This is a genomic window from Variovorax sp. KK3, assembly GCF_001984055.1.
In the GTDB taxonomy this organism is placed as follows: Bacteria; Pseudomonadota; Gammaproteobacteria; order Burkholderiales; family Burkholderiaceae_C; genus Variovorax.
Map to the genome: position 1 here is coordinate 1 of NZ_LYVO01000092.1, position 24,380 is coordinate 24,380.

A 24,380-nucleotide genomic window follows, 5' to 3' on the forward strand; every position below is an offset into this window, starting at 1 on the left:
GGTGGTGGGTGGCCAACTCCGCTCATGTCCCCCGGAACGGCTGCGCCGTTCCTCCTCCTTTACTTCGCTACGTTGGCCACCCGCCGCCCTCGGCCTGGACAAGATAGGGGTGTGCAGCCGTGGCGACCGCGCTCGACACCACCGCCCGAGGGAAGGCTGCACACCCGTCGCACACAACGCGCGTCCCGGATCAGGCCGGTGGGGCGTACTGCGCAGTGAAGTAAAGGAGGAGGCGGCCGCAGGCCGCCGGGGGACATGAACGGAGCAGTACGCCCCGCCGGCCTGATCCCGCCCCGGAACGCAACCGCCCCGGAACGCAACCGCCCCGAATCCCAGCCCGCAAAGCTCAGAACTTGTCGAGCACCGCCCCCGAACTCGCGCTGGACGCATTGAACGCGAACTTCGCCTGCACTCCTCGCGTGTAGCGCGGCGCTGGCGCCTTCCAGCCCGCGCGGCGCTTGGCGATCTCGGCCTCGGGCACATTGAGCTCCAGCTTGAGTTCGTGCGCGTCGATGGTGATCGAGTCGCCTTCGTTGACGAACGCGATGGTGCCGCCGGCCGCGGCCTCCGGCGCCACGTGGCCCACCACCATGCCCCAGGTGCCGCCGGAGAAGCGGCCGTCGGTGATCAGCCCCACGCTTTCGCCCAGGCCGGCGCCGATCAGCGCACCGGTCGGCGCCAGCATCTCGGGCATGCCGGGCCCACCCTTGGGGCCCAGGTAGCGCAGCACCATCACGTCGCCGGCCTTGATCTTGCCGTCGAGGATCGCCTTCAGCGCCGATTGTTCGTCGTCGAACACCCGCGCCGGGCCGGTGATGACCGGGTTCTTGAGGCCGGTGATCTTGGCCACCGCGCCCTCGGGCGACAGGTTGCCCTTGAGGATCGCCAGGTGGCCCTCGGCATACATCGGGTTGTCGATGGCGCGGATCACGTCCTGGTCGGCGCGCGGCTGGTCGGGCACGTCCTTCAACACCTCGGCAATGGTCTGCCCGCTGATGGTGAGGCAGTCGCCGTGCAGCAAGCCCGCGTTCAGCAGCACCTTCATCACTTGCGGAATGCCGCCTGCCTTGTGCAGGTCGACCGCGAGGTACTTGCCGCTGGGTTTCAGGTCGCATATCACCGGCACCTTCTTGCGCATGCGCTCGAAGTCGTCGATCGTCCATTCGACCTCGGCCGCGTGGGCGATGGCCAGGAAGTGCAGCACCGCGTTGGTCGAGCCGCCGGTCGCCATGATCACGGCCACCGCGTTCTCGATCGCCTTCTTGGTCACGATGTCGCGCGGCTTGATGTCCTTCTTGATCGCCTCGATCAGCACCGTGGCCGATTCCCTGGCCGAGTTCTGCTTCTCGTCGTGCGGGTTGGCCATGGTCGACGAGTAGGGCAGGGACATACCCAGCGCCTCGAAGGCCGAACTCATCGTGTTGGCGGTGTACATGCCGCCGCAGGAGCCGGTGCCGGGGATGGCGCGGCGTTCGATCTCGAGCAGGTCTTCGTCGCTCATGTTGCCCGCGGCGTTCTGGCCGACGGCTTCGAACACGCTGACGATGTTGAGGTCCTGCCCCTTGTAGTGGCCCGGAAGAATGGTGCCGCCGTAGACGTAGATGGCCGGCACGTTGGCGCGCAGCATGCCCATCATGCCGCCCGGCATGTTCTTGTCGCAGCCGCCGACCACCAGCACGCCGTCCATCCACTGGCCGCCGACGCAGGTCTCGATGCAGTCGGAAATCACTTCTCGGCTCACCAGCGAATACTTCATGCCCTCGGTGCCCATCGCCATGCCGTCCGAGATGGTGGGCGTGCCGAAGACCTGAGCGTTGCCGCCGGCTTCCTCGATGCCGGCGATGGCCGCGTCGGCCAGCTTCTGCAGGCCCGAGTTGCAAGGCGTGATGGTGCTGTGGCCATTCGCCACGCCGACCATCGGCTTCTTGAAGTCGCCTTCCTCGTAGCCCATGGCGTAGAACATCGAGCGGTTCGGGGCGCGTGACTTGCCCTCGACGATGTTGGCGCTGCGGCGGTTGATCTGGATCGGTTTGGTGTCCATGTGTCTCTGCTCGTGGGGGAATCGGGAGGGTCAAGTATCGGACGATTGACTGATTGCTTCCAATCCGAATTCGAAGGCCGATTGATATGCTCGGCATATGAAAGAAACGTTGATCGACCTGCGCGCCTGGCGCCAGTTCCTTGCCGTGGCCGAAGAGCTGCATTTCGGCCGTGCCGCGCAACGGCTGCACATGACCCAGCCGCCCGTCACGCAGGCGATCGCGCAGCTGGAAAAGACCCTGGGCGTGCTGCTCTTCGATCGCACCCGGCGGCGCGTGGCGCTCACGCCGGCCGCCGAAGCGCTGCTGCCCGAGGTGCGCGAGCTGCTCGCGCGCGCGCAGGCGCTGCCCCTGCGCGCGCAGGCCGCTGCTGCGGGCGAGGTCGGCCGGGTGCGCCTAGCCTTCGTCTCCACCATCGGCTTCGAGCGGTTGCCGACCTGGGTGCGCGAGTTCCGCCAGCGCTGCCCGGAGGTTGCGCTCGAACTGGTCGAGGCGACCGGCGACGTGCAGCTCGACGGCTTCGAACGCGGCGAGATCGACGCGGGCCTCATGCTGCATTCGCCCGGCTTCGGCCCAGCCGGCCTGGAGCGCCTGCCGGTGTCGCACGAGCCGCTGGTGCTGGCGCTGCCTGCGCGCCATCCGCTGGCCCGGGCCGAACGGCCTTCGCTGGCCGATGCGCTGGTGGAGCCTCTGGTCATCTTCCCGCGCCGCATCGTGCCCTCGCTGCACGACGCGATCTTCGCGCTGTACCACGCGGCCGGGCGCACGCCGCGCGTGGCGCAAGAGGCGATCCAGATGCAGACCATCGTCAACCTCGTCTGGGGCGGCCTGGGGCTGGCATGGGTACCCGAGAGCGTCACGCAGTTCCGGCGGGCCGGCGTCGTCTACCGCACCGCGGCGGAGTTCGCGCCAGCGGCCCGTCGCCGGCCGCCGACCTTGCCGGGCTGCGAGACCAGCTTGGTCTGGCCGAGCCGGCTCGACAACCCGGCACTCCGCCGCTTCGTGGGGTTTGTGGCCGATCAGGCGCAGGCCGGGATGGTGTAATCCGCCGATGCTCATGTACCCGCAGATCAACCCCGTCGCCTTGCAGCTGGGGCCGATCGCCATCCACTGGTACGGCCTGACCTATCTGGCCGCCTTCGCGCTCTTCTACTTCCTCGGTACGCGTCGCCTGCGGCACGAGCCCTTCCGCTCCATCACCGGGCCCGGCGCATGGAGCCGAAAAGACCTCGAAGACATCCTCTTCCTCGGCGTGATGGGCGTGATCGTCGGCGGCCGGCTCGGCTACTGCCTGTTCTACAAGCCCGGCCACTACCTGACGCATCCGTGGGAGATCTTCTTCATCTGGCAGGGCGGCATGAGCTTTCATGGCGGCCTGATCGGGGTGGTCGCCGCCATGGGCTGGTTCGCCCGCAGCCGCGCGCGCCCCTTCTGGCAGGTCACCGACTTCATCGCGCCCTGCGTGCCCACCGGGCTGGCCGCGGGCCGGGTCGGCAACTTCATCAACGGTGAGCTGTGGGGCCGCTTCAGCAGCACCGACTTGCCCTGGGGCATGGTGTTTCCGCAAAGCGGCTCGATGCTGCCGCGTCATCCGTCGCAGGTCTACCAGTTCCTGCTCGAAGGCTTGCTGCTGTTCGTCATCCTGTGGCTCTATGCACGCAAGGACCGGCCCGAGGGCCGCGTGTCGGCCGTGTTCCTGATCGGCTACGGCGTGATGCGGTTCATCGCCGAGTTCTTCCGCGAGCCGGATGACTTTCTCGGACTGCTGGCGCTCGGCATGAGCATGGGGCAGTGGCTGTGCGTGCCGATGGTTCTGCTGGGGCTGTGGCTCTACGTCAGGGCAGGGGGCCGGACCGCGGCCTTGGCCGGAGGCCGGCCGAGGTAAGCGCGTAACGCGGGTCAGCCGCCCGGGCCAAAGTCGTCGCGGTGCCGGCTCTTCGCCAGTGCCGCAATGTGGGTAGGGTGCAGCGGCGGGAGGCGCAATGCCATCAGGTTGGAGGTAGTGCTGCCCAGCTGCGCGCGAAGCGCGGTGGACAAGGCATCGATGTCATCCGGGCTGATCGTGTTGTTGTCGAGATTGAGGACCGTCAGCTTTGGGTGCTTGGCGATCGAAAGCGCAGCCTGGCCGAGCTTGACAGCTTGTCAGTTGGCGGATGGCGGATGGCGAACATGGACTCAGACCTTTGTGGGGTTGAGCTGGGGCGGCCATATCTGGTCGGCGACGCGGATTTCGAGCACGGTGTTGTTTTTCACCGCGCGGGCCAATGCTTTCCACCGTTTGTCTGCTTCGCTGGCGTTCGCAGGCCAATCAGGCAGTCGCAGTACCACGAGGTTCTCGTTGTTGACCAACCCCTTGAGCAGTGATTCGAAAATCACTTCATCGATGACGAGGTTGGACAAGTCGAGCCCTTGCAGCCTGGATTCAGCAAGTGAAGCCAACACCTCTGCGACCGAGAGGCTGTCCTCGTCGTGCGCAGCGCCGGCGAAAGTCAAGAATGACAACGACTTCTTGACCAGGATGGAAAGTCTCGCGGCGACTCCTGCGCCTGATTTCGCGCGACATTCGTCGAAGCTGAGCGAGTCGAGCGAGTATTGCCCGTTCAGCTCGATGAAATCTTCATAGTCTTTTGTGGTTATCTCCTTGTTTCGGAAGCAAAGACTCAGTGGCGGCGGGGCGAATTCTTTTTGTTCCTTGAATCTGGCGGGGAGCTGTCGTATGGCGTCGGTGTAGAGCTTTCTAAACGATGGATCTGTGTCAACCAACTCGAGGCGACTTAGAGATTTAAATTGGTTGACGAGGGCTATGGTGAATTCGTAATCAACATCCTCGCGGTCGAGCGGAATGGTGAGCTTGAGTTCAGTCAGGTTTTTTGCAGCGTCTGATAGAACATGCAGCAATGGATTCGGATTCGGCGTGCTGTCGATATCCAGCTTTCTCAACGAAGGTAGCCACTTGCAAGGCCATTGATAGATAGGATCCCCCTCCAATTCAATCTTCGTGAAGGAAATTGTCTGGAGTTTTTGTAATTGACCGATGAGCGCGAACAGCGGCGTACCGGGGCCGTTGTAGTCGGTCGAAAACTGGAGATCCGTCAGTCTCAAAGTTTCGATGGAGCAGTTGTTCAGCCTGATTTTGTCGAACACGAACAAGTCCTTGGTACGTGCCGCACGAATCTCGAGCGAGGTCAGTGGCGCATTCCCCAGAATCGCCTTTAAAAATTCTTTTTCGCCATGCCATATGCCTTCGTTGACAAGGCAATTCCATGTCGAATTCGTGACCGGAGACTCTTCCATCAATCGCGTAATCGCAGCATTGAAAGTTTGCCGTCTTTGGTGCGCTCCTGGTCCCAGTGTTTTGATGAGCTGCAACTTGAATGCGGACTCGTCTTCAGGCGTGAAATTTGGGGTGGGTTTTTCGATCGAAGGTGAATCGATTCGGCGGTATGCTCCGCTGGATGTATCGGCTCTCACTTATTGTGTTTTCAATGCTGAGGAGCACATGAGTGGCGGCTTGTCGGAAATGGTTCCACCGCGTCGTTATTGCTGCCTGCCGCAAAAGCTGGGTTGAATTGTTCCAAGCGCTGGCAGTCATTCCCTGCAAAGGCTTACGCTTCGCTGCGAATATTCACCCGAACCCCCCGAATCGAAAGAAGCCGGATCGACGCGTGTCGTTCGACAGTCGCGGCCAGCAGCTTCGTCTGCTCTTCGCTCAGTGGCGGCAGCCGCAGCGAAACGAGTTGGGTGTTGCTTCGCAGCCCGGCACACAGCGCGGTGACCGAGCCGGGGCACATGCGGTTGCCCTCGAGATTGAGGAACTTGAGCCCTGGATGCCGGGCGGTCAGCGCGGCCAGTTGAGGGTCGAACGTGCTGTCCGCAAAAGTCAGCGCGCCCAGTGTCGGCGTCCGGACGAGGTACCCGAGCAGCATGTCGTCAGCGCCGGCGCCTGCCGTAGCGCAGTGCCGCAGTTCGAGCGAGCTCAGCTGCGGATTGCCGCGCAGCACGGCGATCAAGTACTTGAGTTCTTCAGGATGCAGTCGCTTGTTCTCGAGGCAAAGGCGCTTGAGCGAGCGACTGCGCAGGTAGTCGACCGCGCACAAGTCCGGATTCTCGAGAGTCAGATCTTCAAGCCGTTCCCATTGTCGAAACGCTTCGTTGAGGCGCTTGTTGGCGTTCGCATCGGCTACACCGTCATGCGGCGCGAAGTGCAGCGTCCGCAGGTTCGGCGTCTTGTCCGCCAAAACATCCAGAAGAGGCGCCGGGTTGGTCGTGCCGACGACGTTCAATGTCTCGAGCCGCAGCAGCGAGGGGCGCGACCAGGCGCCTTCTTCGAAGACCGTGTTCTCGAAGGACAGGCGCTGGAGCAGCGGCATGCGCGCCAGCATCTCGAACAGCGGAACACCAAGCGCTGCGGTGACGGTCAGGCGCGCGATGCGCAATCGCTCGATCCCGCAGCGGTCCGGCATGGCCCTGAGGGTTCGTTCCAGGGTTCTTACCAGGTCCAAAGAGGTCACCGCACCGGGCGGCTCGATGCAGAAGTCCTGCAAGCTTCCGCTTTCGCCGCCGAGAAGATGGCCGAGCGCCTCGTACTCGCCATGCCACATGCTTTCAGCCGCAAGGGTCTGCAGCGTGGCGGAGCCGGCGGGTGACTCGTTGCAGAGGTCGCGGACCGTATGGCCCGATGCGATCGCCCCGCCTCGCGTCCTGCCTTGCATGCGGCCCACGAGCATCGCGATCGGGGCATCTTTGTCGTAGGCGGACAGGCAGGGTTCTTGAGGCACGTATGGGCAGGCCGATGAGGCAGGCTGATCTGGGCTTCGAGTGGGTGGCAAGGCCTGGCCGATCGTTCCCAGCGCTTTTCTGGTTTTGTCTGGCTCATGTAATTTCGCGTAATTACCAATAATCACGGCCGCGAACCCTGCTACAACCACGTCATGCGCGTCGTTCTCAACTCCCTGCACGACGAAGTCGCCGCCACGCTGCGCGAAGAGATCTTTGCCGGCACGTTGGCGCCCGGCAGCTTCGTCGACGAGGCCGCGGTCTGCGAGCGGCTGTCGATCTCGCGCACGCCGCTGCGCGAGGCGCTCAAGGTGCTGACGGCCGAGGGCCTGCTGCGGCACGAGCCGCGGCGCGGCTGCTTCGTGGCCGAGGTCACACAGAAAGACCTCGACGACATCTTCCCGGTCATTGCGCTGCTCGAAGGCCGCTGCGCCTGGGAGGCCGCGCGCAACGCCAGCGATGCCGAGATCGACGCGCTCGAGGCCTTGCACGACAAGCTGGCGCGGCATGCGCGCGCGAAGCGCATCAACGAGTACTACACCACCAACTACGCCATCCACGAGGCCATCATCATGCTGGCCGACAACCGCTGGCTGGCGCAGGTCATCGGCGACCTGCGAAAGATCCTCAAGCTGGCGCGCCTGCAGCAGTTGCATGCGCCGGGCCGGCTCGAACAAAGCCTGTCCGAGCATCTGGCAGTGTTCGCCGCCCTCAAGGCGCGCGACGGCGACGGCGCCGAAGCCGCGATGCGCACCCACCTGAACCGCCAGCGCGAGGCCCTGCGGGCCGTGGCGCTGCAACAGAAAGCGAAGCTGATCTCATGATGACCAATGCCTCCGAATGGATCACGCGCAACGTTTCGCGCCTGCGCCCCGGTGCCGGCACCGATGCCGACGCCAAGGCCGCGGGCGCCAAGCCCGCCGTCGACGGCGCCAAGCCCGCGAAGGCGCCGAAGGCCACGACCGGCCCGCGCCCGCTCGCCGAGCGCCTCGAGGCCACGCTGCGCCGCCATGGCGAGGCGCTGGCGCCGCGTGCGCTTCGGCGTGCGCTGGCCGACCTGCAGGCGGTGATCGACCCGCGCGTCAGCGAGGTCGAGGCCGGGCGCCGCGCCCATGCGGTGGTGCAGTGGTACGCCGGCCGCGAGCTCGACGAGCGGCGCGACATCTGGCTGCTGATGAGCGAACGCTTCGCACCCGACGTCAAGAAAGTCAGCAGCGCACGCGACCGCCACCAGGCGGCCGAGGGCACCGCCGACGAAGGCCAGGCCGAAGTGCACCTGCGCCGCGCGCTGGTGTCGCCGCGCGCTCGCCTGCTGCAGCGCTTCGCGATCGACCCGGACGGCATGCGCTTCCTGGTCGACCTGCGCGCCCAGCTGCTGCCGCACCTGAAGAGCGACCGCCGCCTGCTGCCGCTCGACGCCGAGCTGGAGCACCTGTTCTCCACCTGGTTCGACGTGGCCTTTCTCGACCTGCGGCGCATCAGCTGGGATTCGCCCGCCTCGCTGATCGAGAAGCTGATCCAGTACGAGGCGGTGCACGACATCAAGAGCTGGGCCGACGTCAAGAACCGGCTGGACAGCGACCGCCGCTGCTACGGCTTCTTCCATCCGCGCCTGCCCAACACGCCGCTGATCTTCGTCGAGGTCGCGCTCGTCGATCGCATCAGCGACGGCATCGTGCCGCTGCTCGACGAAGCGGCCGAGCCGGTGAAGGCCGACCGCGCGACCACCGCCATCTTCTATTCGATCAGCAACACGCAGGACGGCCTGCGCGGCGTGAGCTTCGGCGATTCGCTGATCAAGCGGGTGGTCGAGACGCTGCAGGAAGAGTTGCCGCGCCTGAAGGTCTTCGCGACGCTGTCGCCGATTCCGGGCTTCCGCGGCTGGCTGGCCAGGCAGGCCGACACGCTGCTGCCGCGCCTCGACGAGAAGCGCCAGGCCGACCTGGGCCGTGTGATCGGCTCGCTGCCGCCCACGGCCGAGCGCCTGCTGGCCGCGGCGGAAGAGGGTGCTGCGCTGGACGCCAGGTCGCCGGTGCGCCAGTTCCTGATGAACGCCGCCGCCGAGTACCTGGGCCGTGCCACCGCCGACGGCAAGCCGGTCGACCCGGTGGCGCGTTTTCACCTGGGCAACGGCGCGCGGGTCGAGCGGCTCAACTGGGCCGGCGATCCCTCGCCGAAGGGCGTGAAACAGTCCTACGGGCTGATGGTCAATTACCTCTACGATCTCAGGCGGCTCGACAAGCACCGCACCTTGCTGGCGCAGGGCAAGGTGGCGGTGTCGGGCGACGTGGACGATCTCTTTCTCAAGGGCTGATCCCTGGAGGGGCCGTGTCCCGAGTCCCGTGCGCCGTGGGCCCCGGCGCTTTCGATCCCACCAACAGCAGGAGACAAAAGATGAACCCAGGCTTCCAGCGGCGCGACGTGCTGCGCTTTGCAGCGGCAGGCACTGCCGCCGCCGTGCTCGGCGCACCCGCGCATGCGCAGTCGGGCTGGCCGTCCAAGCCGGTCACGTTGATCGTGCCCTTTCCGGCCGGCGGCGGCACCGATGCGTTCGCGCGCCCGCTGGCGGCCCAATTCGCCAAGTCGACGGGCCAGTCGCTGGTCATCGACAACCGCGGCGGCGCGGGCGGCACGCTGGGCGCGAGCATCGCAGCCAAGGCGCCGGCGGACGGTTACACGCTCTTCATGGGCGCCGTGCACCACGCGATCGCGCCTTCGGTCTACCCCAAGCTCGACTACGACATCGAGAAGGACTTCGTGCCGCTGATGCTGCTGGCCAGCGTGCCGCAGGTGGTGGTGGTCAACCCCCGGCGCGTGAGCGCGACCACGCTGAAGGACTTCGTCGCCGAAGCCAAGCGCAACCCCGGCAAGCTCAACTACGCCTCGGCCGGCGCCGGCACTTCGCATCACCTGGCCGGCGAACTGTTCAAGCTGCAGACCAACACCTTCATCACCCACATCCCGTACCGCGGTGCCGGGCCCGCGCTGTCGGACCTGATCTCCGGCAACGTCGACTGCATGTTCGATGGCCTGGGCTCGTCGGCTCAGCACATCAAGGGCGGCCGCATCAAGGCGCTGATGGTGGCAGGCGGCAAGCGCAACCCCGCCTTTCCCGACGTGCCCAGCGCCACCGAGGTGGGCCTGCCCGACTACACCGTCACCACCTGGTACGGGCTGTGGGCGCCCAAGGGCACGCCGGCCGACGCGCAAGCGAAGATCGTCGAAGACATGCGCAAATCGCTGGCCACCGATGAGTTGAAAGCCGTGTGGGCCAGCAACGGCGCCGAGATACCCACGCTCACCATGGCGGCCTATGGCGGCTTCGTCAGCTCGGAGGTCAAGCGCTGGGCCGGCGTGGTAAAGGCGTCGGGCGCCAAGATCGAATGAGGCCGGGCGCCGTCACGCTCGCGTACGAAGGCGCCATCGCCTTGGTCACGCTGGCCTATCCGGGCCGGCTCAATGCGATGTCGCGCGCCATGTGGCGCGAGTTGCGTACGGTGTTCGACACGCAGATCGCGTCCGACCCGGCGCTGCGCTGCGTGCTCGTGCGCGGGGAGGGCGGCCAGTTCTGCGCCGGCGGCGACATCTCCGAATACCCCGGCTTCCGCTTCGACGAGGCCTCGCTGCGCGAATTCCACGAGAACGAGGTGTGGGCCGCGCTGGCCGCCATGCGGGCCTGCGAGCTGCCGCTGGTGGCGCAGATCGAGGGTGCCTGCATGGGCGCCGGCCTCGAGATCGCGAGCTGCTGCGACATCCGCCTGGCCGGCGAAGGCGCGAAGTTCGGCGCCCCCATCGCCAAGCTCGGCTTCCCCATGGCGCCCCGCGAGGCCGCCCTGGTGCGCGGCGCCATCGGCGACGTGCTGGCCCGCGACATGCTGCTGGCCGCCGGCGTGCACGGCGCGCGGCGCCTGTACGACGCCGGCTTTCTGTTGCAGGTGCTGCCCGATGCCGACGTTGCGGGGCAGGCGCTGGCGCATTCCGCACGCATCGCGGCGCTGGCGCCCGAGGCCGCGCGCGCCAACAAGCGAACGCTGGCTGCGGTTTCCGTGGAAAGCCTGCTCGCCACCGCCTACGATTACGCGGATTCGCCCGAGCACCGGGAAGGCATCGCCGCCTTCCTGGCCAAGCGTCCGCCCGTCTTCTGAACCCGACGCCATGACCGACCCGAACAACGCCAACCTCTTCGCCGCGCTGCGCGCCGCCTTCCCCCACGACCTCGATGCCATCGCGGTCGAAACCGACGACGGGCTCTACTACTCGTGGCGGGACCTCGACCGCGCGAGCGCGATGATCGCCAACCTGCTCGACGCCCTGGGCCTGGCCGCCGGCGACCGCATCGCGGTGCAGGTCGAGAAGTCGGTCGAGGCCATGATGCTGTACCTGGCCACGCTGCGCGCCGGCTACGTGTTCCTGCCGCTCAACACCGCCTACCGCGAGGCCGAGATCGAGTACTTCATCGGCAATGCCGAGCCGGCCGTGGTCGTCTGCAGCAGCGCCAATGCCGACTGGGTGGCGCCCATCGCCACCGCGGCGGGCACGCGGCACGTGTTCACGCTCGACGACGACCGCAAGGGCACCCTGCTCGAGGTGGCGGCGCAGTGCAGCGACCAGCACCGCGTGGCACAGAAGACGCCCGACGACCTGGCCGCCATTCTTTACACCAGCGGCACCACCGGCCGCAGCAAGGGCGCGATGCTCACGCACCGCAACCTCAAGTCCAACGCCGAGGTGCTCAAGGACTACTGGGGCTGGCGCCCGGGCGCCGACGTGCTGATCCACGCGCTGCCGATCTTCCACGTGCACGGCCTCTTCGTCGCCATTCACGGCGCGCTGATCAGCGGCAGCAGCATGATCTGGCTCAACCGCTTCGACCCCAAGCGCGTGGTGGCCCGGCTGCCCGACGCGACCGTGTTCATGGGCGTGCCCACGCTCTACGTGCGCATGCTGGCCGAACGCGGCCTCACGCGCGACGCCTGCAGCGGCATGCGCCTGTTCATCGCCGGCTCCGCACCGCTGCTGCTCGAAACCTTCGAGGCCTGGCGCGAACGCACCGGCCACACCATCCTCGAGCGCTACGGCATGAGCGAAACGGCCATGCTCACGTCGAACCCCTACAGCAAGGTGCAGGGCGAGCGGCGCGGCGGCACCGTCGGCTTTCCACTGCCCGGCGTGCAGCTTCGCGTGCGCGACGACGCGGGCGAGCCCGTGCCGACCGGCGAGATCGGCCACATCCAGGTGTCGGGCCCGAACGTCTTCGCCGGCTACTGGCGCATGCCCGAAAAGACCAAGGAAGAATTCACCCACGACGGCTTCTTCAAGACGGGCGACGTCGGCAAGATCGACGGCCTGGGCTACGTCACCATCGTCGGCCGCAGCAAGGACTTGATCATCAGCGGCGGCTACAACGTCTACCCGGCCGAGATAGAGGGTTACATCAACGAGATGGCCGACGTGGCCGAAAGCGCGCTGGTCGGCGTGCCGCACCCGGACTTCGGCGAAGTCGGCGTGGCGATCGTGGTCGCGAAGCCGGGGGCTGCGCTGCAGGGCGAGGCCATCATTGCCGCGCTCAAGTCCAGGCTCGCCAATTTCAAGATCCCCAAGCAGTGCTTCGTCGTGCCCGAGCTGCCGCGCAACGCGATGGGCAAGGTGCAGAAGGCAGCGTTGCGTGAGGAGCACAAAGGGCTGTTTGACTGAGGCGAAGCGTTGCGTCAGCCATCGGTTTCTGGCAAAGCGCTGCCATGCGCGCCCCGCGGGGCGCGCTGATGGCACCGAAGAACGAGGGCGGGCAGCGCCTCACGCGCCGAGGGCTTCCAGGCGCTCGCGGTCCGGTTGCGGCATGTTCGCCAGCCAATCGCTCTCCTGGCCGGGCTCCGGAAGTACGTAGCCGTACTCGATCATGTGCGCCGGCGGCAGCTCGACAAGGTAGACCCAGACCTGGTGGCGGGCCACGCCGCCGTGCTCCACGAGGACGTCGCGCATGCCCAGGACAAGGCGGTTCTTCATCTCCGCGGGCCTGCCGCCGCGGGCATGCCCGCAGAGATAGATCTGGTCGCCTTTCATGCGTGCGCCGCCCAGGAACCAGTCGCCCGGCTGTACATCCTGAAAGACGACCTGGGCGAAAAAGGTGTTTGCCCCGGTCACCTGGCTATGAGTGTGGGTCACCGCCCGCGCGATCGCGGCTTTCCGTTCGCTGGACAGCGTGCCGGTGGTGGAGAAGACTGTGTAGGTGGGCATGTTCGGACTCCAGAAATTGCTGGTTCAGGAAACGACCTCTTTCGTGTATATGCACGTCGAAGATCCAACAAAACGCCGGCGCCGGACTCCCCAGCCGCTTGTGATGTCGTCAGGCTGGTCAGCATTCTAAGCGTGTATATGCACTCTATTTGGACGGGCAGGGAGTGGTCAAGCAGGGGTAAACCCGGCGTTTTCAGGCGGGGTCGAGCGCCTCGCCGGCAAACTGCTGCAGGTTCACCAGCGCTTGCATCAGGCGATCGTCGGAGGGGCTGCTCAGGAACGCGCCGATGCCTTGCTCGACCATCTTCTGTGCATCGTTGAAGTACGGCAGTGCCTCGGCGATCTTGCGTTGACCGGCAGGGTTCAATCGCATCGGGCGCTCTCTTCCACTGCTGCCGTCCTCGATGACGTCCACCCAGCCTGCGTCGATCAGCAGCTTGACGTTTCGCGAGATGGTGGTGCGATCGAGTGACAACTCGGCCGCCACCTGGGTCGAAGTCGCTTCGCCGAGTCGCCCGAGGGAGCGCAGCAGCGAGAACTGGGTGATGCGCAGGCCCACCGGCTTCAGGGCGGCGTCGTAGACGCGGGTGAGCCCATGGGAGGCCCGGCGGAACTGGGTGCAGTAGCAATCCGTGAACATACACGCATGTTAAGCGCTCCGCCCGCGCCCTGCCAGCGCGCGGGACGGCGCCTATCGCAGCGTCTCCGGGCGCTCGGCAACGGAAAGGGCCTCAGGCGCGTGGTTGCCACACAGCGCGCCTGGCGCGGTGTCCTCAGGCCGGCAGCCCGTTCAGCAGGCCCGTGCGCGGGTGGCAGTTGATGTATTCGTAGCGCTGCTCATCGGGCTTGAGCACCGACACCTCGTGGTACACGCGCAGCTGCAGCTGAAAGTTCAGCGCCTGCACGTAGCGCATGAAGCTGCCGAAGATCGCCACGTGCGTCGGATGCGATTCGGCCCAGCGCTCCATGTCGGCCAGCGAGCGCCAGAAGCTCAGGCCGAATGACTTCTGCAGCGGCTCGCCGCCCGCATCGATGTGCTGCATGTAGCGGTTGCTGTAGCAGCCGATGCCCAGGCCCTGGTCGCGCAGGAAGTCCATGCCCTCGCGCAGCACCGGCTCCATGTCTTCCAGATAGAGCGTGCGCTCCTGGCCCTGCGTCTCGGTCCATTCCTGGCCCGAGCGGATCATCGCCACGTTCTCGTGGCCGCCGATGCGGACCCGCTGGCCCGGTGCCGGCCGCCCGCCGAGCACCGTGCGCGTGCCCGTCGGCGTCATTGCATCGGTCTGTGACAGCGGAATGCGGTCACGCATCGAGCCCCAGTAGGCATGCTCCTGGATGTCGGTGCTCATGCCGCCCATCACCACGCCGACGCCCTCGGCGCGGTCCGGGGTGTTGAACAGCGTTTCGTAGTGCTCCACGCGCGGCATGGCGATCTCGCGGAAGTAACCGATGCCCTCCGTCACGCGTTCGTCGGAGCGCCACCAGTCGTCGATGTCGGGCGCCGCGCACCAGCGCTCGAAGCGCGCTGGATCGTCCCAGTACGCGATCGCGACCATGTTGTCGTAGCCGTCGGCGTCGACGTGGTGGGCCAGGTCGTGGTGGCCCGGGCCGTCTGGCGACGCGAAGCCGCGAACGATGTTCATCAGCGCGGCGCAGGCGCGGCCGTGCAGTTCGCGCCCCCGCGACTGCACGCCGAAGAAGCCCATCACCACCTGCCCTATCGCCTGCGGGGCGCGCGCCGACCAGGCGGGGTAGGGCGGCGCGTAGTCGTCCTCGATGCGGCGATGCCGCGTGCGCGGGCACTTCAGATGCTCGGCGATGGCGGATTCCATGGCGGGTCTCCGTGCATCACGCGGTCGCCGGCACGCGCGCCGGCGCGGCTGCGGGCTCGACGCTGGTCGGCTCCGCTTCGGGCGCGCTCGCCTCCGGGCCGGCCCGCCGTTGAATCACCACCGGCTCGCGCCGCGTCTTGTCGAGCAGCAGGCGCGTGACGTCCGGCCGTGCGTAGTGGCCGCTGGGGTCGGCTGCCGCCTTGGCCAGCGAGATCATGCCGAGGTCGATGTCGGCGACCACCAAGCCTTCCTGGTCCTCGGCCAGCGGCGTGCCCAGCGGCGAGCCGTCGGGCGCGTAGATGCGCGCGAAACCACCGCCTACCCGCAGCATCTGCTGCTTGCCCGGGTCGGTGCACAGGAGCTCCGTCATGGCGCTCGACACGGTGGCGCAGGGCGCGACCACGAAGCACTGGCCCTCGGCCGCATAGATCTGGCTGGCTGCGTTGTTGACTTCCGGCCCCAGTGCGTAGGCCGCGCCGCGGTAGAGCGAGAAGCTGGGCCAGGCGGCGCAGTGGATCTGTTCGTTCTGCGCGTACATCGCGTACTTCGACAGCGGCTGCAGGTGCTCCCAGCACGACAGCGATCCGACGTTGCCGATCGCCGTCTCGCACACGGCCAGGTCGGAGCCGTCGCCTTCGCCGAACACCGTGCGCTCGACGTGCGTGGGCTTGAGCTTGCGGCGCGTCTGCACCGTGTTGCCCCGGTCGTCGATCAGCGCCTGCGCGATGTAGAGGCTGCCGGCCGCCTTCTCGCTGTAGCCCAGCGACACCCAGAGCTTGTGTTTGCGCGCCGCCTCGCGGATGCGGTCGAACTCGGGCGAGCCGACCACCAGCGAGTTGTCGTGGTAGCGCTGCACGTACTGCATGCCCCAGGCGGGCGAGTCCAGCCAGATCCACCACGGGTAGCCGGGCGCCCAGGTCTCGGGAAAGGCGATGAGCTGCACGCCCTGCGCGGCGGCTTGCGCCATCAGGTCGATGGTCTTGTCGAGCGTGCCGTCGAGGTCGAGGAACACGGGCGCGGCCTGCACGGCGGCGACGCGGAGTCGGGGATGGGTCTTGCGGGTCATGGCGGGCTCCAGGAACGGTGGATGAAATCGGCCGCGCGCCGCGCGCATCGGGTTAGCGCTGTGGCATGCGGGTTGCTTCCAGCGTAAGTTCGCGGCCAGAAATCCTCTTGCCCCGAAATCGCGGCTTTCTTGTTCCTGCGTTGCATCCGCGAAGGGTTCCACATGCAGCTGCTCAGCACCGACGCCGTTTCCCGCGAACAGCGGCTCGCCTACTGGACCGACCTGATCTGCAACGTCTACGTGCAGCTCGGCTGCGACCCGGTGCGCGGCGAGCGGCCGGCCGGCGCGTTCGAAGGCAGCATCCAGCGCCACAGCTTGCCCAGCCTCGACGTGTCGGTGGTGCGATCAGGGGCGCAGAGCGTGCTGCGCACGCCGGGCCACATCGCCCGTTCGACCGACGACTACTTCCTGGTCGGCATCCAGACGGCCGGGCGTGGTGTGGTGCGGCAGGACGGGCGCGATGCGCTGCTGGCGGTCGGCGACTTCGCGCTCTACGACAGCACCCGGCCTTATCGGCTGCTCTTCGACGACGACTTCGAGCAGATCGTGCTCAAGCTTCCCGGCGAACGCCTGCGCAGCGAACTGCGCGACACGCAGGCGCTCACGGCCACCACCGTGTCGGGGCGCGAGGGTGCGGGGCACCTGCTGATCAGCATGATCCGCACGCTGCGCGAAGACATCGACACGCTGCAGCCGGCTTCGGCACTGGCCGTGGCCAATGGTGTGCTCAACATCCTGGTGGCAGGATTGCAGACCCTGCCGGCTGCGCGTGCACCGGGGCTCAGCCAATTGGCGAACTTCCATCTCGCGCGCATCAAGCGCCGCATCGAAGAGCAGCTGGCCGACCCGTCGCTGTCGGTCGGCAGCCTGGCGACGGAACTCGGCCTGTCGCCGAGCCAGATCCATCGCGTGTTCAAGGCCGAGCCGCTCACGCCCGCGCAGTACATCTGGGAGCGCCGGCTCGAGGCCTGCAGCCGCGACCTGCTGACACCGCAGCTGGCCGGCCGCACCGTGGCCGAGATCGCCTTCGGCCGCGGCTTCAGCGACGCGGCGCATTTCAGCCGCGCGTTTCGCGAGCGCTTCGGGTGCTCGCCGCGCGAGTGGCGGCTGCAGAGCCAGGGCGCCACCTCCGCCGACGCGCCGTCTTAGCGGGCGATGGGTGCCCGCGGACGGCGCGGGCTACTGAACGAGCAGCACGGAGATGTCGGTCTCCGCAATCACCTTGGTCGCCACCGATCCCATCAACGCGCGGCCGAAGATGCCGTGGCCGTGCGTGCCCATCACGATCATCTGCACGCCGGCCGCGTTCGCGGACTTCAGGATTTCCTCGGCCGCGTGGCCGTGGCGTGCGTCCACGGTGTAGTTGCTGATGTTGTTCTCGGCGAAGAAGGCCTTGACCGGCTCGACCACCTTGGCGGCTTCCTCGGTGTAGTAGCTCTCCACCAAGTCGCGGCTCAGGTGGCGCGTGACGTGGCCGGGAACGCCGGTGGTCACGTACACCGCGACCAGTTCATTCCCCTCGACGAACATGGCGCGATGCGTCACCAGGTAGTCGAGTGCCTTGCGGGTATGGGGACTGCCGTCCACGGCGATGAGGATCTTCATGCACTGCCTCTCTGTGTCTCAGGAGCGCGGCGACGCTGCCGCAACCCGAGCTTATACGGGGCCGGTGCCGATCGGCCGTAAGCCCACGCCGCGCGCGGGCCATGCGGCTCGGGGCGTCGTCAGCCGTGCAGGCCTTTCCACAGCATGTAGACCGCGAGCACGTACAGCACGCTCGCGAAGACGCGCTTGAGCTTCGCCACCGGCAGGCTGTGCGCCGCCTTCGCGCCGAGCGGTGCGGTGAGGAAGCTGCACACCGCGATCACCGCCAGCGCCGGCAGCCAGATGTAGCCCACCGATGCATCGGGCAGGCCCTGCACCGAGCGGCCCGCCGCCACGTAGCCGGCCACGTTCGCCACGGCGATCGGAAAGCCGAGCGCGGCGCTGGTGGCCACCGCGTTGTGGATGGCGACGTTGCACCAGGTCATGAAGGGCACGCTGATGAAGCCGCCGCCCGCGCCCACCAGCCCCGAGATGAAGCCGATCGAGCCGCCGGCCGCGAGCTGGCCGGCGGTGCCGGGCATCTGGCGCGAAGGCTCGGGTTTCTTGTTGCGGAACATCTGCGTGGCCGAGAAGCCCACGAACAGCGCGAAGAAGATCGCCAGCACCTGGCCCTTGAGCAGCGCGAACACGCCGAGGCTGCCCACCAGGCTGCCGATGACGATGCCGGGCGCCAGGCGCTTGACGATGTCCCAGCGCACCGCGCCGCGCTTGTGGTGCGCGCGCACGCTCGAGAGCGACGTGAAGATGATGGTGGCCATCGAAGTCGCAATGGCCATCTTCACGGCCAGGTCGGACGACGCCCCGCGGTGCCCCAGGATGATCGTGATGAAAGGCACCATCAGCATGCCGCCGCCGATGCCCAGCAGGCCGGCAAGAAAACCGGTGCCGACGCCAAGCAGGGCGAGTTCGGCGACCAGCAAGGGGTCGATCATCATTCAGGGCTCTCGGGAAAAAGCAACGGCCCCGAGAGCGGGGCCGTGGCGTGCAATAGGTGTCTGCGAGTGGGGCCGGACTCGCGTCCTGAACCGGGGTTCAGGTGGGCGAGGGCAGCGAGGCTTCGGGTTCATCTGACGCGAGATGATCACACCTGCCAGGCGATATACCAAGCCCTGCTCCAAAGAGCATTGGTTCAAGGAAATTAAAGCCCGACCAGCACCGCAGACCCGCTCGATTTTACGCCTGCCGGGCAATCCCGGAAGACTTGACAGACAAGAAGCTGCGAATAAGTGCACCGGGCTTCGCGCTCGTCTTCAGAGCAGGTGACCGTCGCCGGCCAGTGCTTGGTCGAGCCGCTGCAGCAAGTGCGCGGCACGGGCATCGTCGGCCTCGTCGCCTGCATTCGATGCGGGCACGGGCATGGGCGCGGCAACGGGCGCTGGTGGGGCGGCCTGGAAGCTCGCCAGCGACGCCTCGCGCTGCGCCAGGTCGAAGGCGAGGTTGAGCGAGGCCAGCACCGCGATGCGGTCCCGGGCCTTCACCTTGCCCGCATCGCGGATCTTGCACATGGCGGCGTCGACGCGTTCGACCGCTTCGCGCAGTTGAGGCTCGCCGCCTTCGGGGCAGCCGAGCAGGTAGCTCTGGCCCATGATCTGGACTTCGATTTGCTTCATCGGGGCGTGGAGGCGTCTTGGGATGGGTCGGCCGGCAGCTGCTCGAGCAGCGCATCGAGCCGGGTGCGTGCCGCAGCCAGACGTGACTTGAGCGCGTCGCGCTCGCGCGTGAGTGCATTCACCTGGTCTTGCAGCAACGCGTTGGTGCGCTGCACTTCCTCGTGGCGTACGAGCAGGCGCTCGACACGTTCGGCGATCTGGTCAATGCGACTGGGTGCGGGCATGGGTCGCGATTGTAGTTTCGGTATGGCCCCGGCTTACAATCCGCGCCGTTGGTGCTCGCGCCGCTGTTCACGCGGCGCAGTTCAACGGGAAGCAGGAGTCGAAGCCCATCGGGCCCAGCCAGCCTGCGCTGCCCCCGCAACGGTCAAGCAGCCGGCACCTCGTGTGCCACCCTCGTCAAGCAGCCACTGGGCACCCTGAAACAGGCGCCTGGGAAGGCGTCGAGGGACGTGCTGCCAGCCCGGATACCGGCCAACGAGGCGGCGTGTCGCCTGCGCAAGCAGGCGATGCGCCATGAGGTCCAATCGCCGGCGGGGAAGCCGGCGGCGGACATTGACCTTCTGGTTCCATGATGACTACCTGCGTTTCTCCTGCGCCCGCTGCCGGCCGCGCCTTGCCGTGCCCGCGTCCCTTGATGTTCTCGATCGCCGCGGCCCTGGGCGGGCTGGCCTGCCTGCCCACTCTGTCCTTCGCGCAAAGCGCCCAGGCACTGCCCGAAACGGTGGTGACAGCCAACCGCACCCCGACCCGCGCCGACGAACTCGTGTCCGACACCGTGGTCATCGACCGGGCACAGATCGATCAGCTCGCCAACCGCACGCTGCCCGAGATCCTGCAGCGCGTGGCCGGCGTGCAGATCTCGTCCAACGGCGGCCCGGGCAAGGCGAGCAATGTCTTCATCCGCGGTGCCGAGGCGCGCCACACCATCCTGCTGATCGACGGCGTGCGCTATGGCTCCGCGACGCTCGGCACGCCGGTGTGGGACAACATTCCCGTCGACATGATCGAGCGCATCGAGGTCGTCAAGGGCCCGGCCTCGGCGCTCTACGGCAGCGAAGGCGTCGGCGGCGTGGTGCAGATCTTCACGCGCAAGGCGCAGCCGGGCGAAAGCATCTTCATGCCCCGCGCCTCCACCACCATCGGTAGTGAAGGCTACAAGCAGATCACCGGTGGCTTCACCGGCGCATCGGGCCCGTTGACCTATGCGCTCAACGCGTCGCGCACCATCGACAAGGGCTTCTCGGCCACCAACCGCCGCGTCCAGTTCGGCAACTTCAACGCCGACCGCGACCCCTTCCTCCAGAGCGCACTCAATGCCTCGCTGGGCTATCAGATCAACCCCGACTGGAAGATCGATTCGGGCCTGCTGTACGCCGAAGGCCTGAACCACTACGACGACGGCCCGGGCCGCGATACGCGCGGCATCTTGCGCACGCGGCTCGCCTACATCGGCGCGAGCGGCAAGATCCTGCCGAACTGGAACACCCAGCTGCGCTACGCCCAGAGCACCGACTACACGCGCAACATCGTGGCCAGCAGCTTCAACCTGCCCGGCCTGTTCGAAACCACGCAGGACCAGTACCTCTGGCAGAACGACATCGCGACGCCGATCGGCACCGTCGTCGCCGGGCTGGAGCGCCGCGTGCAGGACGTGAAGAGCGACACCCGCTACACCGTCAACAAGCGCGACATCGACTCGGCCTTCGTCGGGCTCAACGGCAACGCCGGCAACCACACCTGGCAGCTCAACACGCGCTACGACCACAACTCGCAGTTCGGCAGCAACAACACCTGGTTCGCCGGCTACGGCTACCGCATCACGCCCGCCTGGCGCGTCAACGTGTCGCACGGCACCAGCTTCGTGGCGCCGTCGTTCAACCAGCTGTACTTTCCCAACTTCGGCAACGACGCGCTGCAGCCCGAAGAGGGCAAGAACACCGACGTGGGCATCACCTGGAGCGAGGGCGGCCACAGTGTGAAGCTGGTGCGCTACGACAACAAGATCCGCGGCTTCATCACCAACACCACGCGGCCCGAGAACATCCCGCGGGCCCGCATCGAGGGCTGGACGCTGGGCTACGACGGCCAGTTCGGCCCCTGGACACTGCGCGCCTCGGTCGATTCGCTCGACCCGCGCAACGAAGGCACCGGCCGGCAGCTGCCGCGGCGCGCCAAGAACCACGCCTCGGTCGGCGTCGACTACGGCGTGGGCCCGTGGAAGTTCGGCGCTTCGGCGCTGCACGTGGGACGCCGCTTCGACGACACGGCCAACACGTTGCGACTCGGCAGCTACACCACAGTCGACCTGTACGGCGAGTACCAGGTCGCGAAGGACTGGTCGGTGCAGGCCCGCCTCACCAACCTCAACGACGTAAGCTACGAGACCGCGTACGGCTACAACCAGCGCGGACGATCCCTCTACCTGACCCTGCGTTGGCAACCGAAGTCCTGAAGCCCGATGCCCGCCGCGAGCTGATTCTCGGCGGCCAGCGCAGCGGCAAGTCGCGGCGGGCGGAGCAGCGCGCGGCCGAGTGGCTGGCGCGCTCGCCGACGCACAGGGCCGTGCTCATCGCCACCGCCACCGCGCACGACGACGAAATGCGCGAGCGCATCGCGCGCCACCGTGCCGACCGCGCGCAGCGCGTGCCGGCGCTGGCGACGGTGGAGGAGAGCCTGCACCTGGGCGCTGCGCTGGCCCGGCACAGCGAGCCTGGCACCCTGGTGCTAGTCGATTGCCTCACGCTGTGGCTGACGCAGCTATTGATGCCGGCGGACGCCGTTGTCGATGTCGATACCGCGCCGCACGACCTCGACACCGCGCAGTCCGCACTGCTCCACGCCCTGCACGACGCCCACGGCCCCGTGGTGCTCGTGAGCAACGAGATCGGCCTCGGCGTGATCCCGATGGGTCGCGAGGTGCGCGCCTTCGTCGATGCGCAGGGCCGCCTGAACCAGGCCGTTGCCGCCGCGTGCGATCGCGTGACGCTGATGGCCGCCGGACTCCCGCTTTCCTTGAAGGAACCCTCATGAAGCGCCTGCTCGCCGGCCTGCTGGCCGCGCTGGCCCTTGCCGCCCAGGCCTACACCGTGTCCGACGAGCGCGGCGTGCAGGTCGAACTGCCGCGGCCTCCGCAGCGGATCGTGACGCTGCTGCCCTCGTTGACCGAGTCGGTCTGCACGCTCGGCGCCTGCGACCGGCTGGTCGGCGTCGACCGCTATTCGAACTGGCCCGATGCCGTGCGCGCGCTGCCGCAGATGGGCGGCGGCATCGACCCGAACGTGGAAGCCATCGTCGCGCTGAAGCCCGACGTGGTGCTGCTCGCGCGCTCGTCCCGTGTCACGCAGCGCCTGGAGACGCTGGGCCTCAAGGTGCTGGTACTCGAGCCCAAGAACCATGCCGACGTGCGGCGCGTGCTCGACGCGCTGGGCCAGGTGCTCGGCACGCAGGACGCGCAGCGCGTCTGGCGCACCATCGATGCCAGCGTGGCCGCGGCGGCCCAGTCGCTGCCGGCGTCCGTCGCACGCAACCGCGTCTACTTCGAGATCAACAACGCGGTCTATGCGGCCGGCGAAAGCTCCTTCATCGGCGAAACGCTCACTCGGCTCCGCGTGAAGAACATCGTGCCGGCGTCGATGGGCCCCTTTCCCAAGCTCAACCCCGAGTTCGTGGTGCGGGCCGATCCCGACCTGATCATGGTCAGCGTGCGCAGCGCGCAGGGCCTCGAGCAGCGCCCGGGCTGGTCCGGCATCCGCGCCGTGCGCGAGGGGCGCGTCTGCCGTTTCTCCGCCGACGAAGCCGACGTGCTGGTGCGCCCCGGCCCGCGCATGGGCGAGGCCGCCCAGCTGATGGTGCGCTGCCTGCAGCAGAAGGCACGCGGAGGCACCGGTTGAAGAGCGAGCATCGACGCGCGCTCGCGCTGGGCCTGGCGCTGCTGTTGCTGAGTGGCGGCGGGCTGCTGCTGGGCGCCGGCGTCGGCAGCACGGGCTTCGACAGCGTGCTGGCCGCCGGCAGCGACCCGGTCGCCTGGCAGATCGTGCGGGACATCCGCTTGCCGCGCACGCTGGGCGCCTGGCTGGCCGGCGCCTTGCTCGGGCTGGCCGGTGCGGTGGCGCAGGGTCTATTCCGCAATCCGCTCGCCGATCCTTATCTTTTGGGCAGCGCCTCGGGCGCCTCGCTCGGCGTGGCCATTGCGCTCACGCTGTTCGGCGTCTCCGCCACCAGCACCGAGTGGGTGGTGCGCCTGGGCCTGACCGGTGCCGCGTTCGTCGGCGCCGTGGCGGCGGTGATGCTGACCCTGGTGCTCGCACGCGGCGTGCAGCAGACGCTTCGCCTGCTGCTGGCCGGCGTGATCGTCGGCGTGGTGCTGGGCGCCGTCAAAGACCTGATCTCCATCGCCTCGGCCGACATCCTGCAGGCGCTGCAGGGCTTCATCCTCGGCAGCACCGGCCTGGTGGGCTGGAGTGCATGTGTGGTGATGGGTGCGCTAGGCGCCGCCTGCCTGCTGCTGGCCTGGATGCTGGCGCCGGTGCTGGACGGCCTGGCGCTCGGCGAGGCCACCGCCAGCAGCCTGGGCCTGCCGCTGCCCGCCATGCGCGCCGCGCTGGTGGCCGTGCTGGCGCTGGCCACCGGCGCCGCGGTCGCGCAGACCGGGCTGATCGCCTTCGTCGGCCTGGCCGCGCCGCACCTGGTGCGCTCGGCGGTGAAGACCACCCATGCGCGGTTGATCCTGCTGTCGGCCGGCATGGGTGGGCTGCTGCTGATGTCGGCCGACCTGCTGGCGCGCTGGCTGATCGCGCCGCAGGAGCTGCCCGTGGGCGTGCTCACGGCGGTGCTCGGCGGCAGCTACCTGCTGTGGCTCATGCATCGGCGCAGCGGGCGCGGAGGCTTTCGATGACGCGGACGCTGCTGCAAGGAGTCGCGCTCGAGGCGCGGCAGGTCAGGGCGGCGCTCGGTGGCACCGAGGTGCTGCACGGCATCGACCTCGCGCTGGCCGCGGGGCAGTGGACCAGCATCGTCGGCCCCAACGGTGCCGGCAAGTCCACGCTGCTGAAGGCGCTGGCCGGCTTGTTGCCGCATCGCGGAGACGTGCAGCTGCACGGGCAGCCGCTGGCGGCACTGGGCGCACGCGCCAGGGCGCGGCGGCTTTCGTGGCTGGGGCAGGGCGGGGCGGGCGAGGGCAGTGCCGACGACCTGATCGTCTACGACGTCGCCATGC

Annotated in this window: 24 protein-coding genes and 1 riboswitch; of the genes, 13 read left to right on the plus strand and 11 right to left on the minus strand. The window is 67.6% G+C overall.

From position 1 onward, the window contains the following. Positions 1-346 precede the first annotated feature (346 nt). Positions 347-2,041: a dihydroxy-acid dehydratase gene (ilvD, locus tag B0W80_RS29560; protein ID WP_077002731.1), complete on the minus strand. Its 1,695-nt coding sequence runs from the start codon at positions 2,039-2,041 to the stop codon at positions 347-349. 97 nt (positions 2,042-2,138) lie between these two features. Between ilvD and B0W80_RS29565 the strand changes: the two genes are divergently transcribed. Together B0W80_RS29565 and lgt are read left to right on the plus strand one after the other, a co-directional pair. Beyond that, on the plus strand, positions 2,139-3,083 hold the full coding sequence (locus tag B0W80_RS29565) for a LysR family transcriptional regulator (protein WP_077002732.1): 945 nt from the start codon (positions 2,139-2,141) through the stop codon (positions 3,081-3,083). A gap of 7 nt (positions 3,084-3,090) precedes the next feature. Continuing rightward, complete coding sequence (lgt, locus tag B0W80_RS29570) at positions 3,091-3,924, plus strand: prolipoprotein diacylglyceryl transferase (protein WP_077002733.1); 834 nt, start codon at positions 3,091-3,093, stop codon at positions 3,922-3,924. Positions 3,925-4,214: 290 nt separating this feature from the next. On the opposite strand, the gene B0W80_RS29575 is transcribed toward lgt, so the two are convergent. Together B0W80_RS29575 and B0W80_RS29580 are read right to left on the minus strand one after the other, a co-directional pair. Beyond that, the gene (locus B0W80_RS29575; RefSeq protein WP_143684831.1) at positions 4,215-5,408 is read right to left on the minus strand and encodes a hypothetical protein; all 1,194 of its coding nucleotides are present in this window, start codon (positions 5,406-5,408) and stop codon (positions 4,215-4,217) included. Between the two features lie 236 nt (positions 5,409-5,644). Next, positions 5,645-6,817: a hypothetical protein gene (locus B0W80_RS29580; protein WP_077002735.1), complete on the minus strand. Its 1,173-nt coding sequence runs from the start codon at positions 6,815-6,817 to the stop codon at positions 5,645-5,647. A 153-nt stretch (positions 6,818-6,970) separates the two neighbouring features. Between B0W80_RS29580 and B0W80_RS29585 the strand changes: the two genes are divergently transcribed. The 5 genes from B0W80_RS29585 to B0W80_RS29605 all read left to right on the plus strand — a co-directional run bounded on the left by B0W80_RS29585 (position 6,971) and on the right by B0W80_RS29605 (position 12,509). After that, positions 6,971-7,639 (plus strand): GntR family transcriptional regulator, encoded by a 669-nt coding sequence (locus tag B0W80_RS29585; protein WP_077002736.1) that lies wholly within the window; start codon positions 6,971-6,973, stop codon positions 7,637-7,639. Beyond that, complete coding sequence (locus tag B0W80_RS29590) at positions 7,639-9,129, plus strand: malonyl-CoA decarboxylase (RefSeq protein ID WP_143684832.1); 1,491 nt, start codon at positions 7,639-7,641, stop codon at positions 9,127-9,129. The genes B0W80_RS29585 and B0W80_RS29590 overlap by 1 nt, the downstream gene beginning before the upstream one ends. Before the next feature lie 80 nt (positions 9,130-9,209). Then, positions 9,210-10,202, plus strand: a complete 993-nt coding sequence (locus B0W80_RS29595) for a tripartite tricarboxylate transporter substrate binding protein (RefSeq protein ID WP_077002738.1) — start codon at positions 9,210-9,212, stop codon at positions 10,200-10,202. Then, positions 10,199-10,960 (plus strand): enoyl-CoA hydratase/isomerase family protein, encoded by a 762-nt coding sequence (locus B0W80_RS29600; protein WP_077002739.1) that lies wholly within the window; start codon positions 10,199-10,201, stop codon positions 10,958-10,960. The genes B0W80_RS29595 and B0W80_RS29600 overlap by 4 nt, the downstream gene beginning before the upstream one ends. Positions 10,961-10,970: 10 nt before the next feature. After that, positions 10,971-12,509, plus strand: coding sequence for a malonyl-CoA synthase (locus tag B0W80_RS29605; RefSeq protein WP_077002740.1), 1,539 nt, complete (start codon positions 10,971-10,973; stop codon positions 12,507-12,509). Positions 12,510-12,608: 99 nt separating this feature from the next. Here B0W80_RS29605 and B0W80_RS29610 read toward each other — a convergent pair whose 3' ends face one another. The 4 genes from B0W80_RS29610 to B0W80_RS29625 form a co-directional block, all read right to left on the minus strand. Then, on the minus strand, positions 12,609-13,049 hold the full coding sequence (locus B0W80_RS29610; protein ID WP_077002741.1) for a tautomerase family protein: 441 nt from the start codon (positions 13,047-13,049) through the stop codon (positions 12,609-12,611). 193 nt (positions 13,050-13,242) lie between these two features. After that, on the minus strand, positions 13,243-13,689 hold the full coding sequence (locus B0W80_RS29615; protein WP_077002742.1) for a MarR family winged helix-turn-helix transcriptional regulator: 447 nt from the start codon (positions 13,687-13,689) through the stop codon (positions 13,243-13,245). A gap of 133 nt (positions 13,690-13,822) precedes the next feature. Beyond that, a complete protein-coding gene (locus B0W80_RS29620; RefSeq protein WP_077002743.1) occupies positions 13,823-14,881 on the minus strand; it encodes a phenylacetaldoxime dehydratase family protein in 1,059 nt (352 codons plus the stop codon). Between the two features lie 16 nt (positions 14,882-14,897). After that, positions 14,898-15,947 carry a carbon-nitrogen hydrolase family protein gene (locus tag B0W80_RS29625; RefSeq protein WP_077002744.1) on the minus strand — a complete coding sequence of 350 codons (1,050 nt, stop codon included), beginning with the start codon at positions 15,945-15,947 and terminating at the stop codon, positions 14,898-14,900. Positions 15,948-16,109: 162 nt separating this feature from the next. Here B0W80_RS29625 and B0W80_RS29630 point away from each other — a divergent pair, with 162 nt between their 5' ends. Next, positions 16,110-17,096, plus strand: coding sequence for a helix-turn-helix domain-containing protein (locus tag B0W80_RS29630; protein ID WP_077002751.1), 987 nt, complete (start codon positions 16,110-16,112; stop codon positions 17,094-17,096). Positions 17,097-17,126: 30 nt separating this feature from the next. Here the strand turns inward: B0W80_RS29630 and B0W80_RS29635 are convergent, their stop codons facing one another. The 4 genes from B0W80_RS29635 to B0W80_RS29650 all read right to left on the minus strand — a co-directional run bounded on the left by B0W80_RS29635 (position 17,127) and on the right by B0W80_RS29650 (position 19,386). After that, positions 17,127-17,552: a universal stress protein gene (locus tag B0W80_RS29635; protein ID WP_077002745.1), complete on the minus strand. Its 426-nt coding sequence runs from the start codon at positions 17,550-17,552 to the stop codon at positions 17,127-17,129. A gap of 119 nt (positions 17,553-17,671) precedes the next feature. Beyond that, positions 17,672-18,487, minus strand: coding sequence for a sulfite exporter TauE/SafE family protein (locus B0W80_RS29640; RefSeq protein WP_077002746.1), 816 nt, complete (start codon positions 18,485-18,487; stop codon positions 17,672-17,674). 315 nt (positions 18,488-18,802) lie between these two features. Beyond that, a complete protein-coding gene (locus tag B0W80_RS29645) occupies positions 18,803-19,162 on the minus strand; it encodes a cell division protein ZapA (RefSeq protein ID WP_077002747.1) in 360 nt (119 codons plus the stop codon). Continuing rightward, positions 19,159-19,386: a DUF904 domain-containing protein gene (locus tag B0W80_RS29650; RefSeq protein ID WP_077002748.1), complete on the minus strand. Its 228-nt coding sequence runs from the start codon at positions 19,384-19,386 to the stop codon at positions 19,159-19,161. The genes B0W80_RS29645 and B0W80_RS29650 overlap by 4 nt, the downstream gene beginning before the upstream one ends. A 32-nt stretch (positions 19,387-19,418) precedes the next feature. Beyond that, positions 19,419-19,656, plus strand: a riboswitch (cobalamin riboswitch). Positions 19,657-19,799: 143 nt separating this feature from the next. Here B0W80_RS29650 and B0W80_RS29655 point away from each other — a divergent pair. From B0W80_RS29655 to B0W80_RS29675, 5 genes are all read left to right on the plus strand, one after another. After that, on the plus strand, positions 19,800-21,617 hold the full coding sequence (locus B0W80_RS29655; protein ID WP_083745707.1) for a TonB-dependent receptor domain-containing protein: 1,818 nt from the start codon (positions 19,800-19,802) through the stop codon (positions 21,615-21,617). After that, positions 21,599-22,195: a bifunctional adenosylcobinamide kinase/adenosylcobinamide-phosphate guanylyltransferase gene (gene cobU / locus B0W80_RS29660; protein ID WP_083745708.1), complete on the plus strand. Its 597-nt coding sequence runs from the start codon at positions 21,599-21,601 to the stop codon at positions 22,193-22,195. The genes B0W80_RS29655 and cobU overlap by 19 nt, the downstream gene beginning before the upstream one ends. Next, complete coding sequence (locus tag B0W80_RS29665; RefSeq protein WP_077002749.1) at positions 22,192-23,055, plus strand: ABC transporter substrate-binding protein; 864 nt, start codon at positions 22,192-22,194, stop codon at positions 23,053-23,055. Before cobU ends, B0W80_RS29665 begins: the two co-directional genes overlap by 4 nt. Continuing rightward, positions 23,052-24,059 carry an iron ABC transporter permease gene (locus B0W80_RS29670; protein WP_077002750.1) on the plus strand — a complete coding sequence of 336 codons (1,008 nt, stop codon included), beginning with the start codon at positions 23,052-23,054 and terminating at the stop codon, positions 24,057-24,059. The genes B0W80_RS29665 and B0W80_RS29670 overlap by 4 nt, the downstream gene beginning before the upstream one ends. Then, a partial coding sequence (locus tag B0W80_RS29675) for an ATP-binding cassette domain-containing protein (RefSeq protein ID WP_179107052.1) occupies positions 24,056-24,380 on the plus strand: 325 nt, incomplete at its 3' end. The genes B0W80_RS29670 and B0W80_RS29675, both read left to right, overlap by 4 nt.